Raw genomic sequence first — 15,571 nt, forward strand, 5'->3', positions numbered from 1 at the left:
CGACCGCGCTCCGCCTACGATCGCCTTCGGCGCTCGTTAACTTCGTTACCGGCTCCACGCCCCCGCCGGAGGCGAGGGAGGGAACTGGAGGAGAACCGTCATGGCTCGCTTGGTCGCCGTCACCGCCTGCCCGACCGGCATCGCCCACACCGTGATGGCGGCGGAGGCGTTGCGGCGCACCGCCGCGCTGAAGGGCCACGCCATCGAGATCGAGACGCAGGGCGCCGAAGGCGTCGGTACCCGGTTGGGCGACGCGGCCATCGAGAGCGCCGACGCGGTGATCCTCGCCGCCGACATCGCCGTGGACGAATCCCGCTTCGCCGGCAAGCCGATCCTGCGCACCTCCACCGCCCGCGCCATCCGCGAGACCGGCCACGTGCTCGACGAGGCGCTGGCGGACGTCTCCGCCGCGCAGCCGGCCGCGCCCGCTCCACCGCCCGCCACCGAGGGCGGAAAGCTGCTGGTCGCCATCACCGCCTGCCCGACCGGCATCGCCCACACCTTCATGGCCGCCGAGGCGCTGAAGCAGGCCGCCCAGGCGCGCGGCTACCGCATCAAGGTGGAGACGCAGGGCTCGGTCGGCGCCAAGAACGCCCTGACGCCGGAGGAGATCGCCGAGGCCGAGGCGGTCATCATCGGCGCCGACACCCACGTCACCACCGAGCGCTTCACCGGCAAGCGCGTGCTGAAGACCTCGGTCGGCGACGCGCTGAAGCACGCCGACCGCGTCGTCTCCGACGCTCTCGCCCTGCCCGCCCCCACCGGCGGCTACGCCGACACCGTGGCGCAGGCGAAGGCGCAGCAGAAGGAGGCGCAGTCCGGCCCCTACAAGCACCTGCTGACCGGCGTGTCCTTCATGCTGCCCTTCGTGGTGGCGGGCGGCCTCGTCATCGCGCTGTCCTTCGTCTTCGGCATCGAGGCGTTCAAGGAAAAGGGCACGCTGCCCGCCGCCCTCATGCAGATCGGCGGCGAGGCGGCCTTCGCGCTGATGGTGCCGGTGCTGGCCGGCTACATCGCCTATTCGATCGCCGACCGGCCGGGGCTGGCGCCGGGCTTCATCGGCGGCATGCTGGCCTCCAGGATCGGTGCCGGCTTCCTGGGCGGCATCGTCGCCGGGTTCCTCGCCGGCTACGTGGCGCGCTGGCTGCGCGACACCATCCGACTGCCCACGAACCTGGAGGGGCTGAAGCCGGTGCTGGTCATCCCGCTGCTGGCGACGCTCGCGGTCGGGCTGATGATGATCTACGTGATCGGCACGCCGGTGGCGGCGATCATGAACGGGCTGACCGCCTTCCTGCAGGGCATGACGGGCGCGAACGCGGTGGCGCTCGGCCTGCTGCTCGGCGGCATGATGGCGCTCGACATGGGCGGGCCGGTCAACAAGGCGGCCTACACCTTCGCGGTCGGCCTGCTGGCTTCCAACACCTTCACGCCGATGGCCGCGGTGATGGCGGCGGGCATGACGCCGCCGCTGGGCCTGGCGCTCGCCACCATGGTCGCGAAGAACCGCTTCTCCGCGCAGGAACAGGAGGCGGGCAAGGCCGCCGGCGTGCTCGGCCTCGCCTTCATCACCGAGGGCGCGATCCCCTTCGCCGCCAAGGACCCGCTGCGCGTCATCCCCGCCTGCGTGGCCGGCTCGGCGATCGCAGGCGCGCTGTCCATGTGGTTCGGCTGCGCGCTGCGGGCGCCGCACGGCGGCGTGTTCGTGCTGGCGATCCCGAACGCGGTGACGCCGCTGGGCTTCTACGTGCTGGCGATCCTTGCCGGCACCCTCGTCACCACGCTGGCGCTGGTCGTGCTCAAGCGCCCGGTCGACATGGCAGCGGCGGCACCCGTGGGCGCCGCCGCTCCAACCGCCGCGCGCAGCGGCTGAAGTGTCCCTCCGCGTCAGGCCGCCTCGGCGACCTCGACGGGGACCATGCGGATCAGGTGGTCGAAGGCGGACAGCGCAGCCTTCGAGCCCTCGCCCATGGCGATGACGATCTGCTTGTACGGCACCGTGGTGGCGTCGCCGGCGGCGAACACGCCGGGGACCGAGGTCTGGCCACGCACGTCGATCTCGATCTCGCCGCGCGGGCTGAGCGCCACGGAGCCCTTCAGCCACTCGGTGTTCGGCACCAGACCGATCTGCACGAAGATGCCCTCCAGGTCGATGCGGTGCAGCTCGCCGCCGGTGCGGTCCTTGTAGGACAGGCCGGTCACCCTGGTGCCGTCGCCGTGCACCTCGGTGGTCTGGGCAGACGTGATGACCCGCACGTTGGGCAGGCTGTTCAGCTTGCGCTGCAGGACGGCGTCGGCGCGCAGGGCCGAATCGAACTCGATCAGCGTCACGTGGGCGACGATGCCGGCGAGGTCGATGGCCGCCTCGACGCCCGAGTTGCCGCCGCCGATCACCGCCACGCGCTTGCCCTTGAACAGCGGGCCGTCGCAGTGCGGGCAGTAGGCCACGCCCTTGTTGCGGTACTCGGCCTCGCCCGGCACGCCCATCTGGCGCCAGCGCGCCCCGGTGGACAGGATGACCGTCTTGGCCCTCAGCGACGCGCCGCCGGCCAACTGTACCTCGATCAGCCCGCCGGGCTCGGGCGCCGGCACCAGCTTCTCGGCGCGCTGCAGGTTCATCACGTCGACCTCGTAGTCCTTGACGTGCTGCTCCAGCGCCGCGGCCAGCTTGGGGCCCTCGGTGTGCGGGACGGAGATGAAGTTCTCGATGGCCATGGTGTCGAGCACCTGGCCGCCGAAGCGCTCGGCCACCACGCCGGTGCGGATGCCCTTGCGGGCGGCGTAGATCGCCGCGGCCGAGCCGGCCGGCCCGCCGCCGACCACCAGCACGTCGAAGGCGTCCTTGCCCTTCAGCTTCTCGGCGGCGCGCGCCGCGGCCCCGGTGTCGATCTTGGCGAGGATCTCCTCCAGGCCCATGCGGCCCTGGGCGAACGGCTCGCCGTTCAGGAACACGGAGGGCACCGCCATCACCTGGCGCGCCGTCACCTCGTCCTGGAACAGCGCGCCGTCGATGGCGACGTGCTTGATCCGCGGGTTCAGCGCGCTCATCAGGTTCAGGGCCTGCACCACGTCCGGGCAGTTCTGGCAGGACAGCGAGAAATAGGTCTCGAAGCGGTAGTCGCCGTCCAGCGCCTTGACCTGCTCGATCACCTCCGCCGACTCCTTCGGCGGGTGGCCGCCGACCTGGAGCAGCGCCAAGATCAGCGAGTTGAACTCATGCCCCAGCGGCAGGCCGGCGAAGCGGACGCCGATGTCGGTGCCGGCGCGCTCGATGGCGAAGGAGGGCGTGCGCGCGTCGTCGCGGCGCACCACGGTGATCTTGTCGGTGAGCGAGGCGATGCCGGTCAGCAGCGAGTCGAGTTCCTGGGACTTCGGGCCGTCGTCCAGGCTGGCCGCCAGCACGACGGGCTGCGTGATGCGCTCGAAATAGGCCTTCAGCTGGCCCTTGACGTTTTCATCCAACATGGCGGCGACCCTCGTTGTCAGGCAGTTTCTTGTTTGGTGGAGCGTCCCCTCCCGCGGACGGGAGGGGGGCTCGGTACGCGGTGCCGGCGTTAGATCTTGCCGACCAGGTCCAGCGACGGGGCGAGGGTCTTCTGGCCCTCCTCCCACTTGGCCGGGCAGACCTCGCCCGGGTGCGAGGCGACGTACTGCGCGGCCTTGACCTTACGCAGCAGCTCGGTGGCGCTGCGGCCGACGCCGCCGGCGGTGATCTCGACGATCTGGATCTTGCCGTTCGGATCGACGACGAAGGTGCCGCGGTCGGCAAGGCCCTTCTCCTCGATCAGCACCTCGAAGTTGCGCGAGATGGCGAGGGTCGGGTCGCCGACCATCGTGTACTCGATCTTGCTGATCGCCGGCGAAGTGTCGTGCCAGGCCTTGTGGCAGAAGTGCGTGTCGGTCGACACGCTGTAGATCTCCACGCCGAGCTGCTGGAACGCGCCGTAGTTGTCGGCCAGGTCCTCCAGCTCGGTCGGGCAGACGAACGTGAAGTCGGCCGGGTAGAAGAACACCACCGACCACTTGCCCTTCAGGTCGGCGTCGCTGACCTCGATGAACTTGCCGTTCTTGAAGGCGGTCGTCTTGAAGGGCTTGATTTCGGTACCGATGAGCGACATTGGAAATGCTCCGTGTTGCGAATTGTATAACGAGCGGATTTTCTGGCTTCCGGGGTTTTTGATCGACCGTCGTCTCTCGTTGTCCCGGTGTCCGCACGGAACGTAAGGGCAATGGATCACCGATAAAAACAGAAAATTCAGATCGCATTGATCGACTAAATCGATTAATGTGCGCGGCATGAAGCCCCTGCCCACCCTGCGCCAGTTGCGCTACCTCGTCGCCGTGGTCGACCGCTGCCACTTCAGCCGCGCCGCCGAAGCCTGCCTCGTCACCCAATCCACGCTCAGCGCCGGCATCCAGGAACTGGAGGAGCTGCTGGGCGCGCCGCTGCTGGAGCGCACGCGGCGCTCGGTGATTCCGACGCCGCTGGGGCGCGAGGTGGCGGAGCGCGCGCGCGCCCTGCTGAAGGACGCCGAGGATCTGGTGGACATCGCCCGCGCCGCCGAGGATCCCATGGCCGGCCCGCTGCACCTGGGCGTGATCCCGACCATCGGGCCGTTCATGATCCCGCGCGTGATGCCGGCCCTGCGCGCCGCCTTTCCGGAACTGAAGCTGTACCTGCGCGAGGACCAGACCGCCCGCCTGATCACGCGACTCGAGAGCGGCGAACTGGACTGCGCGCTGCTCGCCCTGCCCTACCCGCTGGGCGACCTGGAGAGCGTCGACGTCGTCGACGACCGCTTCGCCGTGGTCTGCCCGCCGGGGCACCGGCTGTGCGCCCAGCCGACCGCGCGCACCAGCGATATGCACCTGGAGGAGCTGCTGCTGCTGGAGGACGGCCACTGCCTGCGCGAGCACGCGCTGGCCGCCTGCGCGCTGGAGGACGCGCCGCGCAACACCGCCTTTCAGGGCACCAGCCTGCACACGCTGGTGCAGATGGTGGCGAACCGGCTGGGGGTGACGCTGCTGCCGCAGATGGCGCTCGATTCAGGCATCCTGCGCGGCCTCGACGTGGAGGTCCGGCCGCTGGCCGGCGAGAGCCCGCCTCGCCGCATCGGTCTGGTGTGGCGCCGCAGCTCCGGCCGCAAGGCGACCTTCCGGCAGCTCGCCGAAGCGCTCAAGGCGGAGATGCAGCCGGCGAAGGCCTGACGTGCTTTTCGGGCTCGGCCGAATTTCCGCCTTTTTGCCGTCATCCCCGCGAAGGCGGGGATCCAGGAAGAGCCCCGGCAGGGGCGACATGAGTCATGTGGCTCGCGGACGCGAGCACTGGATCCCCGCTTCCGCGGAGATGACGACTTAAAACGTGTTTCTTTGCCCGCTCACGGCGCTACCAGCAGCAACACGCCCTGGCCCAGGTAGACGCTGCCGGTCAGCATGACGATGCGCTTGCTCCAGGTGCGGAACTGCGCGTCGGTCAGGGCGTCGAGCACGCGGCGCGACAGCGTGGTGCCGGTGATCGCGATGGCGACGCACATCAGCACCGTCGCCGCGTCCACCCCCTGCGCCCCCGACGCGGCGACCACCGAACCGAAATACGCCGCCTTGAACAGGTGGCCGAAGACCTGGGTGGTCGCCTTGGTGGCGACGACGCTCTGCCGCGTCAGGTCGGACTTCACGAAGAACACGTCGAGCAGCGGGCCGGAGATGCCGGCGATCAGCTGGATGCCGATGCACAGGAACCCGGCCAGCGCGCTGTGACCGCGCCGCGTCACGTCCGGCGACCAGCCGCGCGGCACCGCCAGCGCCAGCCAGGGCGACAGGCCCAGCACGATCAGCGACACCGCCTTGTCCGGCACCAGCCCGACCAGCGTGAACAGCCCGACCGCCACCGCACCGCCTGCCAGGAACTGCACCACCACCCGCCACACGATGTGCCGCTGCCACAGCCACGCCCGCCAGCCGTTCGAGGCCATCTGCGTGATGCCGTGCAGCAGCATCGCCGTGGACACCGGCAGCATCAGCAGCAGGATGCCCATCAGCACCATGCCGCCGGCCATGCCGAACAGGCCGCTGAGGAACGAGGTGACGAGCACGGCGGTGCCGAGCCCCAGCGCCAGGGGAACGGTGAGCATTCCACACCACTTGGATTTCTGATGGTTGCGGATCAAAGGTGGCATCCCCGCGCTTGCGCCGCAAACGACATTGCCTGATGCTCACCCGTAGGAAAACTTGGGGTGAACGGAGATGCGGCGCCTGCCCTCGCTGAACGGCCTGCGCGCCTTCGAGGCGGCGGCGCGGCACGGCAGCTTCACCGGTGCAGCGGGGGAGCTGAACGTCTCCCAGGCCGCGGTCAGCCGCATGGTCCGCCTGCTGGAGGAGCGGCTCGGCTTCCCGCTGTTCGAGCGGCGCGCCAACGCGCTGGTGCCGACCCCGCGCGGACGGGCGCTGCAGCCGGGCCTCACCGCCGCCTTCGACGCCATCGAGCGCAGCGTCGACGCGGTCTCGGCCATGCGCACCGGCCCGGTGCTGACGGTCGGCGTCGGCGCCACCTTCGCGGTGCGCTGGCTGATCCCGCGCCTGGGCGGCTTCCACGCCGAACATCCGGAGATCGAAGTGCGCATCGCCACCGGCGGCGCCTCGCAGCCGATCCGCGACGACTGGACCTGCGGCATCGTGCTGGGCGACGGGCATTGGCCCGGCCACACGGTGGAGCCGCTGTTCACCGCCGGCATGCTGCCGGTCTGCGCCCCGTCGCTGGCGTCCTCGCTGCGCCGGCCGGAGGACCTGCCGGGCGCGACGCTGCTGTCCAACTCGCAGTGGCCGAACGACTGGGCGCAGTGGTTCGCCGCCGCCGGCCTGCCGGCGCCCTCGACGCGCGAGCTGTCCTTCGGCAGCTACGCCATGGCGCTGCAGGCCGCCCTCGACGGCGTCGGCGTGACCCTGGGGATCGGGCCCTACATCGTCGACGACGTGGCCGCCGGCCGGCTGGTGGCGCCGTTCCCGCTGGCGGTGCCGATGGGCCGCTCCTGGTATCTGGTGTCGCGCCCGGCACGGCGGGACGACCCGGGCTTCGCCGCTTTCCGCGCCTGGTTGTGCGCGCGGGCCGCCGCGGAATCGCCCGCCTCCTGAGGCAAATCGCCGCCGCGGCGCAGGAGGCGCCGGCCCCGCGCGTACAATGCCGTTGCCCCTTGATTCCGGTCAGCGCGCGACACCCCCGAACGGCGCACCCTGGCCGGAGAGCGTCAGACGAAAGCCAATCCCATGGCCGACCTCCTGTCCCGCGACGACACCCGCGACGTGGACGCGCTGCTTGGCCTGCCGCCCGGCTCCGGGCGCCGGTCCCGCCGGCTGTGGATCGTGGCGCCGGCCTTGCTGCTCGCCGCCGCGGGCGCAGTCGCATACGGTCTGTCGGGGCGGCCGTCCGACGGCATCGCCTACCTGACGGAGCCGGCCGCGCGCGGCGACCTGCACGTGATCGTCACCGCCACCGGCAGCGTCCAGCCGACCAGCCAGGTCGAGATCTCCAGTGAGCTGTCCGGCACCATCCGCCGCGTGCACGTGGACTTCAACAGCACCGTGGCCGCCGGCCAGGTGATCGCCGAACTGGACACCGACAAGTTCAAGGCCAGCGTCGACAGCTCCCGCGCCAAGCGCGACGCCGCCGTCGCCCGCGTCGCCCAGGCCGAGGTGACGCTCGACGAGACCGCCCGCGACTACGAGCGCAAGAAGGCGCTGGCCGGCACCTCGGCCGGCAACCGCCATGATTTCGACGCCGCCCGGGCGGCGTACAACCGCGCCGTCACCGGCTTGGCCAGCGCCAAGGCCGAGGTGCTGTCCACCGAGGCGGACCTGACGCTCAACGAATCGAATCTGGCCAAGACGCGCATCACCGCGCCGGTCAACGGCGTGGTGCTGAAGCGCAACGTCGATCCCGGCCAGACCGTGGCGGCCTCCCTCCAGGCCCCGGTGCTGTTCACCATCGCCGAGGACCTGCGGCAAATGGAGGTGCAGGTGAACGTGGACGAGGCCGACGTCGGCAAGGTGCGCGAGGGGCAGTCGGCCACCTTCTCGGTCGATGCCTACCCCGAGCGCCGCTTCCCCGCCCGCATCCGCGAGCTGCGCTACGCGCCGGAGACGGTGCAGGGCGTGGTCACCTACAAGGCGGTGCTGACGGTGGACAACGCGGAGCTGCTGCTGCGCCCCGGCATGACGGCGACCGCGGAGATCGGCGTGCAGGACGTGACCGGCGCGCTGCTGGTGCCCAACGCCGCGCTGCGCTTCACCCCGCCGGCCAGCGAGCCGCAGCAGTCCGCCAGCCTGCTGCGCCGCCTGCTGCCCGGCCCGCCGCAGTTCCGCGCCCCCAGCCGTCAGGAGACCGCCGGCCCGGCGCGCGCCGTCTGGGTGCTGCGCGACGGGGCGCCCGCCGCCGTGCCGGTCCGCGTCGGCGCCAGCGACGGCAAGCGCACGGAGATCCAGCAGGGAGATCTGGCGGACGGGCAGCCGGTCATCGTGGATTCCGCGGCGAAGCGCTGACGAGGCGGCCATGCCCAAGGACGGAACGCCCGCCATCCCGGTCATCGAGTTCCAGACGCTGGGCAAGGTCTTCGGCGCCGGCGACGCCGCCGTGCACGCGCTGCGCGCCGTCGATCTGCGCATCGCGGAGGGCGAGTTCGTGGCGATCATGGGGCCGTCCGGCTCGGGCAAATCCACCACCATGAACATCATCGGCTGCCTCGATACGCCGTCCTCCGGCGCCTTCCGCTTCAAGGGCGTCGAGGTCGGCGGCATTGACCGGACGCGGCGCGCGCTGCTGCGCCGCCGCTATCTCGGCTTCGTGTTCCAGGGCTTCAACCTGCTGGCCCGCACCAGCGCGGTGGAGAACGTCGAACTGCCGCTGATCTACCGCGGCGTGCCCGCCTCCGACCGCCGCCGCCTCGCGTTGCGCGCGCTGGCCCGCGTCGGGCTGGCCGGGCGCGAGCGCCACACCCCGGCCGAGCTGTCCGGCGGCCAGCAGCAGCGCGTCGCCATCGCCCGCGCCATCGTCACCGAGCCCGCCGTCCTGCTCGCCGATGAGCCCACCGGCAACCTCGACACCGCCATGAGCCGCGAGGTGATGGACCTGCTCGTCGCACTCAACCGCGACCAGGGCATCACCGTCGTCATGGTGACGCACGAACCGGACATGGCGGCCTACGCCGACCGCGTGATCCGCTTCGTCGACGGCCGCATCGAGGCCGACGCGGCGGGCGGGAGGGCCGCCTGATGCTGCTGGAAGCGATCCGCCTCGCCCTCCAGGCGATCCGCCGCAACGCGCTGCGCTCGTTCCTCACAGTGCTCGGCATCATCATCGGCGTCGGCGCGGTGATCGCCATGGTGACCATCGGCAACGGCACCACGGCGAAGGTGACGGCCGACCTGTCCAAGCTGGGCAGCAACCTGCTGTTCGTCTCCCCCGGCCAGTTCGGCCCCGGCCGCGCCAGCTCCGACGCCAAGGCCTTCAACGCCCGCGACATCGAGGCGATGCGCACCCAGCTGGGCGGCGTGCGCGCGGTGGCGCCGGTGGCGCAGAAGTCGGTGACCGCCGTCTTCGGCACGGAAAGCCGCACCACGGTGGTGACCGGCACCGACAACGACTACTTCGTCACCCAGGACTGGGGCCTGTCCGCCGGCCGCACCTTCCTGGACGGCGAGCTGCGCGGCGGCCGCGCCGCCTGCCTGATCGGCCAGACGGTGCGCGACAGGCTGTTCGCCCGCGTCCCGGCGGTCGGGCAGAACCTGCGGGTGGGCAACGTCTCGTGCGAGGTGATCGGCACCCTGGAGTCCAAGGGCCAGTCGGGCTTCGGCACCGACATGGACGACATCATCCTGATGCCGCTGCGCGCGGTGCAGCGCCGCATCGTCGGCAACACCGACATCCCCCGCGTCTACGTCTCGGCCGAGGACGGGGCGGACACCGCCAAGGTGCAGGCCGACATCGAGCGCCTGCTGCGCGAGCGCCGCTCCATCACGCCGGGCAAGGAGGACGACTTCTCGGTCCGCGACATGCGGCAGATCGTCCAGGCCACCGCCGGCGCCACGATGATGCTGACCGGCCTCTTGGGCGCGGTGGCGGCGGTGTCGCTGCTGGTGGGCGGCATCGGCATCATGAACATCATGCTGGTCTCGGTCACCGAGCGCACGCGCGAGATCGGCATCCGCCTCGCCATCGGCGCGCTGGAAGGCCAGGTGCTGATGCAGTTCCTGGTCGAGGCGGTGGTGCTGTCGCTGTTCGGCGGGCTGATGGGCGTGCTGCTCGGCCTCGGCATCGCCGGGGCGGTGACGGCGGGGATGGGCGTGCCGTTCCTGGTCGATCCGAAGATCATCCTGATCGCCTTCGGATTCTCCGGGCTGGTGGGGATCGTCTTCGGCTATTTCCCGGCCCGCCGCGCCGCCCGCCTGAACCCCATCGAAGCCCTTAGGCACGAATGACTTCACCGGAGTCGCGGCGGCCGTGAACGCCGTGCCGTCGGCGCGGCGGCGATCCTCCGGTTGTGCTCCATTTGCCGAGTCGCAGCGTCTGGTATTTGGGTGCGGCGCGTCATGCGTTGGCATCCAAAGCCGAAAATCGGCTCCGCCTTTGGACGGAGATGAAATCAAACCACCTCATTCCTCGGTCTTACACGCTCACTCATATGCATGCGGCAAATGGTTCCCCGCGGCATTCCACCCTTGCCTATCAAGTGATCCGGAGATCTCATAAAGAGACCAGAACACACCTGAGGAACATCAGAATTATTCTTATAATTCTGTAACTTTGGTGACAAGCTTTTCTTGCGGATGACGCAGGAAGCGGAGGCCCGACATGAGCGATGACAGCAAAAGCGGCGCGCATTTTCTACAACTTTACGGAGCATTCGATATGCGCAGCATCGATACGGTGCGCGACCGGATTCTCGACGCGTTGCGGCAGCACGACGCCGTTGTCATCGACTGCGCCGAGGTCATCGCCGCGGACCTCAGCGCCGCGCAACTCCTCCTCGCCGCGCACCGCAGCGCCGGGGCGTGGGGCAAGACGCTCGCCCTGGCGGCGCCGGCCGAGGGGGCGTTGCGCGAGGTGCTGGTCCGCGGCGGGTTCCTTCCCGATGGCGCGGACGGGCCCGGCAACCGGTTCTGGAACGAGGGGAGCGCCGCAGCATGAGCAAGAGCATCCTCAGCGTCGATGACTCCGAGAGCATCCGCCAGATGGTGAAGCTGACCCTGTCGTCCGCCGGCTACCAGGTGCACGAGGCGGGCAACGGCTCGGAAGGCCTGAACAAGGCCAAGGCCACCACGGTCGACCTGGTGGTGACCGACCTCAACATGCCGGTGATGGACGGCCTGACCTTCATCCGCGAGCTGCGCAAGCTGCCGGCCTACCGCGGCGTGCCGATCATCTTCCTGACCACGGAATCCGACGGCGCCAAGAAGCAGGAGGCCAAGGCCGCCGGCGCCACCGGCTGGATCACCAAGCCGTTCCAGCAGGACCAGTTGCTCGCCGTCGCCCGGAAGGTGCTCGGCTGATGGCGGCGCCCGACCCCGCGGAGACCTTCCGCCAGGAAAGCCAGGACCTGCTGGAGCAGCTGGAATCCGCCCTGCTCAGCCTGGAGCGGGACACCGCCAACCGCGACCTGATCGACAGCGCCTTCCGCGCCCTGCACACGATCAAGGGCTCGGGCGCCATGTTCGGCTTCGAGCGCGCCTCGGCCTTCACCCACCACGTGGAGACGGCCTTCGACCGCGTCCGCAAGGGCGAAGTGCCACCGAGCGACGAGCTGATCGCCATCGCGCTGGCCGCCAAGGACCACATCCGCGGCCTGATCGACGCGCCCGACGACGCCGACACCGCGCACGGCGAGCGCATCCTCACCGACCTGCACGCCGTGGTCGGCTGCGCGCCCTCCGCCGCCCCGGCGGGCAAGGAGACGCGCGCGCCGAAGCCGGAGGCCCGCTCCACCTGGCGGATCCGCTTTAAGCTGGCCAAGGACGCCATGGCGATGGGCACCAACCCGCTGCTGCTGCTCGACGAGCTGCGCGGCCTGGGTCCCTGCACCGTGGCGGCGCTGACCGACGGCATTCCGCCGCTCGACGAGATGGAGCCGGACGCCTGCTACGTCTCGTGGGATGTCACGCTCTCGACCGATCGCCCGAAGGCGGCGATCGAGGAGGTGTTCCTGTTCGTCATCGACGACATGGAGCTGCGGATCGAGGAGATCGACGCCGCCGCCGAGCCAAAACGGCTCGGCGAGATCCTCGTCGAACGCGGCGACGTGGCGCCGGAGGCGGTGCACACCGCGCTCGCCGAACAGCAGCCGATCGGCGCCCGTCTGGTGCGCACCGGCGCCGTCACCGAGGACCGCGTCGCCTCCGCCCTGGCCGAGCAACAGCACGCCCGACGCGAGGCGGAGGCCAAGAGCTCCGCCAGCATCCGCGTCTCGGCGGAACGCCTCGACCTGCTGATGGACCGGGTCGGCGAGCTGGTCATCACCCAGGCGCGGCTGAGCCAGCTGGCCGCCACCCGCAACGATCCCGACCTGCAGACCGTGGCCGAGGAGCTGCAACGGCTGGCGTCCGAGCTGCGCGACACCACCATGGGCATCCGCATGGTGCCCATCGGGTCGATCTTCGGCCGCTTCCGCCGCCTCGTGCACGACCTCGCGCACGAGTTGGGCAAGGAGGTCGAGCTGGTCACCTCCGGCGAGGAGACCGAGCTGGACAAGACGGTGGTCGAGCGTCTGGCCGACCCGCTGGTGCACCTGATCCGCAACGCCATCGACCACGGCGTCGAGACGCCGGAGGCGCGGGCGGCGGCCGGCAAGCCGGCGCGCGGACAGGTCCGCCTCGCCGCCCGCCATTCCGGGGCGGAGGTGCTGGTGTCGATCTCCGACGACGGCCGCGGGCTGGACCGCGACCGCATCCGCGCCAAGGCGGAGGAGCTGGGGCTGCTGAGCCCCGGCGCCGCGCTGCCAGACGGGCAGCTGTTCCAGTTCCTGTTCCACCCGGGCTTCTCGACGGCCGCCGCCATCACCTCGGTCTCCGGGCGCGGCGTCGGCATGGACGTGGTCAAGCGCAACATCGAGACGCTGCGCGGCTCCATCGACATCGCCACCACGCCGGGCCGGGGCACCGAGATGACGCTGCGCCTGCCGCTGACGCTGGCGATCATCGACGGGCTGCTGGTGCGCGTCGGCTCCGGCCGCTACGCCATGCCGCTGTCGGCGGTGGAGGAGTGCGTCGAGCTGAGCGAGGCGGACGACGCCCGCTCGACCGGGCGCCGCTTCCTCAACATCCGCGGCGAGCTGGTGCCGTTCCTGCGCCTGCGCGACCTGTTCGGCGTCCGCACCCCGGCCGAGCCGTACCCGAAGGTGGTCATCGTTTCCTCGGGCGAGATGCGGGTGGGGCTGGTGGTCGACCAGATCATCGGCAGCCACCAGACGGTCATCAAGTCGCTGTCCAAGCTGCACGCCGACGTCGAGACCTTCTCCGGCGCCACCATCCTGGGCGACGGCAGCGTCGCGCTGATCCTCGACCTGCCGCATCTGGTCGAGTTCGGCCAGGCCTGCGACGAACGCCGCGAAGCGTGCTGAAGGAGCCCCCGCCATGAGCAAGGTCGCCGACGCGCACACGCTGGAAGTGTTGATGCTGGGCCTGGGCCCGGAGGTCTTCGCCATCGAGGCCACCTGCGTGCGCGAGATCCTCGACCCGGTGCCGGTCACCGCGGTGCCGAACGCCCGGCCGTTCGTCGACGGCGTGATCAACGTGCGCGGCAAGGTGGTGCCGCTGGCCGACCTGCGGCTGCTGTTCGGCATGCCGCGCACGCCGCCCACCCAGGACACCCGCGTCGTGGTGATCGAGGCCGACCTGGACGGCGAGCCGACGCTGGTCGGCCTGACCACCGACAAGGTCTACGAGGTCACCGAACTCGCCGCCGCCTCGCTGGAGGAGGTGCCGCGCGTCGGCATGCGCTGGCGGCCGGAGCTGGTCCGCTGCATCGGCCTGCGCGGCGACGGGTTCGTGATCGTCCCCGACATCGCGCGCCTGCTGGCCGCGCACGCCGCCTGACCACCCCTGCCCCGGAGAGGATTCCCCATGCGCGCGTCCGTCAAACTCAAGCTCGGCGTTTCCTTCGCGGTGGTGATCGCCCTTTCGGCCGCCGCCACGATGCTCGGCATCAACAGCCTGGCCACGCTGAACGAAAGCATGGAGCGCGTGATCCAGGGCGACGCCGAGCGGCTGCGCCAGTCGCAGGAGATCAACGCCGACGTGCTGGCCGCGGTCGCCGCGGAGAAGAACCTGATCCTGGCCGACACGCAGGAACAGCTCGACCGCTACGAAGCCGAGATGCTCAAGAGCCGCGCCGAGGTGAAGAAGCACTTCGACCTTTACCGCGGCATCGCCACCGCCTGGGGCCGGCAGAAGGCCGAAGCGTTCGACGCCGCCTGGAGCCGCTACGTCGCCGTTCAAGACAAGATCCGCGAGCTGGCCCGCGTCCAGAGTCTGAAACAGGCGCGCCACCTGTCCAGGGAAGACGGCCAGCAGGCGTTCAACCGCATGGTCGAGCCGCTGCAAGCCCTCATCGACGCCGGCATCGCGGCGGCGACGGCCGAGGAGCTGCAGGTTGCGACGCGCACGGCGCGCCTGATGCAGACGCTCACCGAGGTGCGCGGCATCGAGAAGGACCTCATCCTCACCACCAGCTTCGAGGCCAGCGAACGCTTCCGCAAGGCAATCGAAACGAAGATGGCCGAGGCGCAGCGTCAGCGCGACGCCCTGACCGAGCTTGCGAAGACCCCGCCCCGGCTGTCCGCGCTGGCCGCATACAGCGAGCGGTTCGAGAGCTGGCGGCGGATACACCTCAACACGGTCGCCCTCGGCCACGAGAAGTCCGACATCAAGGCCCAGGAGCTGTCCACCACCGTCGGCCGCCCGCAGCTTGAACAGGCTTTGGTGGTCCTGGAGGAGATCCTCCACCAGAACGCCGAAAGCATGAAGAAGGCCGACGAGGAGGCGGACGTGCAGTACGGCAATGCCCGCACCCTGCTGCTCGCCGCGCTGGCCGGCTCCGTGCTGATCGCCATCGTCGCCGCCACCTGGATCGCGCTGAGCATCAGCCGCGGCCTGCGCAGCGCCGTGGCGCTGGCCGACGCCGTGGCGCTCGGCGACCTCGACCAGCAAGTTTCGGTGTCGTCGAACGACGAGATCAAAGATCTGGTGGACGCGCTGAACCGCATGACCGCCAACCTGCGGGTGACGGCGGAGGTCGCCAACCAGATCGCCGCGGGCAACCTCATGGTGCAGGCCAAGCCGGTGTCCGACCGCGACACGCTGGGCATCGCGCTGAAGACCATGCTGGACTCGCTGCGGTCCATCGTCGCCGACGCGGCGGCGGCAGCGCAGAACGTCTCCGCCGGCAGCCAGGAGCTGTCGGCCAGCGCCGAGCAGCTCAGTCAGGGCGCCACCGAGCAGGCTGCGGCCGCCGAGGAAGCGTCCTCGTCGATGGAGGAGATGGCCTCCAACGTCAAGCAGAACGCCGAGAACGCCGGCCAGACCGAGAAGA

14 protein-coding genes are annotated in these 15,571 nt (G+C 70.3%); 11 read left to right on the plus strand and 3 right to left on the minus strand.

What is annotated here, in order from left to right:
* Positions 1-100: 100 nt before the first annotated feature.
* Positions 101-1,873 (plus strand): PTS fructose-like transporter subunit IIB, encoded by a 1,773-nt coding sequence (locus tag TSO221_RS33235; RefSeq protein ID WP_109122747.1) that lies wholly within the window; start codon positions 101-103, stop codon positions 1,871-1,873.
* A 14-nt stretch (positions 1,874-1,887) separates the two neighbouring features.
* On the opposite strand, the gene ahpF is transcribed toward TSO221_RS33235, so the two are convergent.
* Both ahpF and ahpC read right to left on the minus strand, forming a co-directional pair.
* Entirely contained in the window at positions 1,888-3,465 is a 1,578-nt protein-coding gene (gene ahpF, locus TSO221_RS33240) for an alkyl hydroperoxide reductase subunit F (RefSeq protein WP_109122748.1), read from the minus strand.
* Positions 3,466-3,554: 89 nt separating this feature from the next.
* A complete protein-coding gene (gene ahpC / locus TSO221_RS33245; RefSeq protein WP_109122749.1) occupies positions 3,555-4,118 on the minus strand; it encodes an alkyl hydroperoxide reductase subunit C in 564 nt (187 codons plus the stop codon).
* A gap of 178 nt (positions 4,119-4,296) precedes the next feature.
* Here ahpC and TSO221_RS33250 point away from each other — a divergent pair, with 178 nt between their 5' ends.
* Positions 4,297-5,208, plus strand: coding sequence for a hydrogen peroxide-inducible genes activator (locus TSO221_RS33250; protein ID WP_109122750.1), 912 nt, complete (start codon positions 4,297-4,299; stop codon positions 5,206-5,208).
* A gap of 170 nt (positions 5,209-5,378) precedes the next feature.
* Here TSO221_RS33250 and TSO221_RS33255 read toward each other — a convergent pair whose 3' ends face one another.
* A complete protein-coding gene (locus TSO221_RS33255) occupies positions 5,379-6,131 on the minus strand; it encodes a TSUP family transporter (RefSeq protein WP_109122751.1) in 753 nt (250 codons plus the stop codon).
* 112 nt (positions 6,132-6,243) lie between these two features.
* Between TSO221_RS33255 and TSO221_RS33260 the strand changes: the two genes are divergently transcribed.
* From TSO221_RS33260 to TSO221_RS33300, 9 genes are all read left to right on the plus strand, one after another.
* The gene (locus TSO221_RS33260) at positions 6,244-7,128 is read left to right on the plus strand and encodes a LysR substrate-binding domain-containing protein (RefSeq protein WP_109122752.1); all 885 of its coding nucleotides are present in this window, start codon (positions 6,244-6,246) and stop codon (positions 7,126-7,128) included.
* 132 nt (positions 7,129-7,260) lie between these two features.
* A complete protein-coding gene (locus TSO221_RS33265) occupies positions 7,261-8,532 on the plus strand; it encodes an efflux RND transporter periplasmic adaptor subunit (RefSeq protein WP_109122753.1) in 1,272 nt (423 codons plus the stop codon).
* A 10-nt stretch (positions 8,533-8,542) separates the two neighbouring features.
* A complete protein-coding gene (locus tag TSO221_RS33270) occupies positions 8,543-9,262 on the plus strand; it encodes an ABC transporter ATP-binding protein (RefSeq protein WP_109122754.1) in 720 nt (239 codons plus the stop codon).
* Entirely contained in the window at positions 9,262-10,467 is a 1,206-nt protein-coding gene (locus TSO221_RS33275; protein ID WP_109122755.1) for an ABC transporter permease, read from the plus strand. Before TSO221_RS33270 ends, TSO221_RS33275 begins: the two co-directional genes overlap by 1 nt.
* Positions 10,468-10,840: 373 nt before the next feature.
* Entirely contained in the window at positions 10,841-11,176 is a 336-nt protein-coding gene (locus TSO221_RS33280) for an STAS domain-containing protein (protein ID WP_109122756.1), read from the plus strand.
* Positions 11,173-11,538, plus strand: a complete 366-nt coding sequence (locus TSO221_RS33285; RefSeq protein ID WP_109122757.1) for a response regulator — start codon at positions 11,173-11,175, stop codon at positions 11,536-11,538. The genes TSO221_RS33280 and TSO221_RS33285 overlap by 4 nt, the downstream gene beginning before the upstream one ends.
* Positions 11,538-13,601: a chemotaxis protein CheA gene (locus TSO221_RS33290; RefSeq protein WP_109122758.1), complete on the plus strand. Its 2,064-nt coding sequence runs from the start codon at positions 11,538-11,540 to the stop codon at positions 13,599-13,601. Before TSO221_RS33285 ends, TSO221_RS33290 begins: the two co-directional genes overlap by 1 nt.
* 13 nt (positions 13,602-13,614) lie before the next feature.
* A complete protein-coding gene (locus TSO221_RS33295) occupies positions 13,615-14,076 on the plus strand; it encodes a chemotaxis protein CheW (RefSeq protein WP_109122759.1) in 462 nt (153 codons plus the stop codon).
* Positions 14,077-14,103: 27 nt separating this feature from the next.
* A partial coding sequence (locus TSO221_RS33300; RefSeq protein WP_109122760.1) for an MCP four helix bundle domain-containing protein occupies positions 14,104-15,571 on the plus strand: 1,468 nt, incomplete at its 3' end.

The organism is Azospirillum sp. TSO22-1 (assembly GCF_003116015.1).
In the GTDB taxonomy this organism is placed as follows: domain Bacteria; phylum Pseudomonadota; class Alphaproteobacteria; order Azospirillales; family Azospirillaceae; genus Azospirillum.

Excerpts from the sequence above, each read along its gene's own strand:
- TSO221_RS33235 (WP_109122747.1), top strand. The coding sequence starts at position 101 with ATGGCTCGCTTGGTCGCCGTCACCGCCTGCCCGACCGGCATCGCCCAC.
- ahpF (WP_109122748.1), bottom strand. The coding sequence starts at position 3,465 with ATGTTGGATGAAAACGTCAAGGGCCAGCTGAAGGCCTATTTCGAGCGC.
- ahpC (WP_109122749.1), bottom strand. The coding sequence starts at position 4,118 with ATGTCGCTCATCGGTACCGAAATCAAGCCCTTCAAGACGACCGCCTTC.
- TSO221_RS33250 (WP_109122750.1), top strand. The coding sequence starts at position 4,297 with ATGAAGCCCCTGCCCACCCTGCGCCAGTTGCGCTACCTCGTCGCCGTG.
- TSO221_RS33255 (WP_109122751.1), bottom strand. The coding sequence starts at position 6,131 with ATGCTCACCGTTCCCCTGGCGCTGGGGCTCGGCACCGCCGTGCTCGTC.
- TSO221_RS33260 (WP_109122752.1), top strand. The coding sequence starts at position 6,244 with ATGCGGCGCCTGCCCTCGCTGAACGGCCTGCGCGCCTTCGAGGCGGCG.
- TSO221_RS33265 (WP_109122753.1), top strand. The coding sequence starts at position 7,261 with ATGGCCGACCTCCTGTCCCGCGACGACACCCGCGACGTGGACGCGCTG.
- TSO221_RS33270 (WP_109122754.1), top strand. The coding sequence starts at position 8,543 with ATGCCCAAGGACGGAACGCCCGCCATCCCGGTCATCGAGTTCCAGACG.
- TSO221_RS33275 (WP_109122755.1), top strand. The coding sequence starts at position 9,262 with ATGCTGCTGGAAGCGATCCGCCTCGCCCTCCAGGCGATCCGCCGCAAC.
- TSO221_RS33280 (WP_109122756.1), top strand. The coding sequence starts at position 10,841 with ATGAGCGATGACAGCAAAAGCGGCGCGCATTTTCTACAACTTTACGGA.
- TSO221_RS33285 (WP_109122757.1), top strand. The coding sequence starts at position 11,173 with ATGAGCAAGAGCATCCTCAGCGTCGATGACTCCGAGAGCATCCGCCAG.
- TSO221_RS33290 (WP_109122758.1), top strand. The coding sequence starts at position 11,538 with ATGGCGGCGCCCGACCCCGCGGAGACCTTCCGCCAGGAAAGCCAGGAC.
- TSO221_RS33295 (WP_109122759.1), top strand. The coding sequence starts at position 13,615 with ATGAGCAAGGTCGCCGACGCGCACACGCTGGAAGTGTTGATGCTGGGC.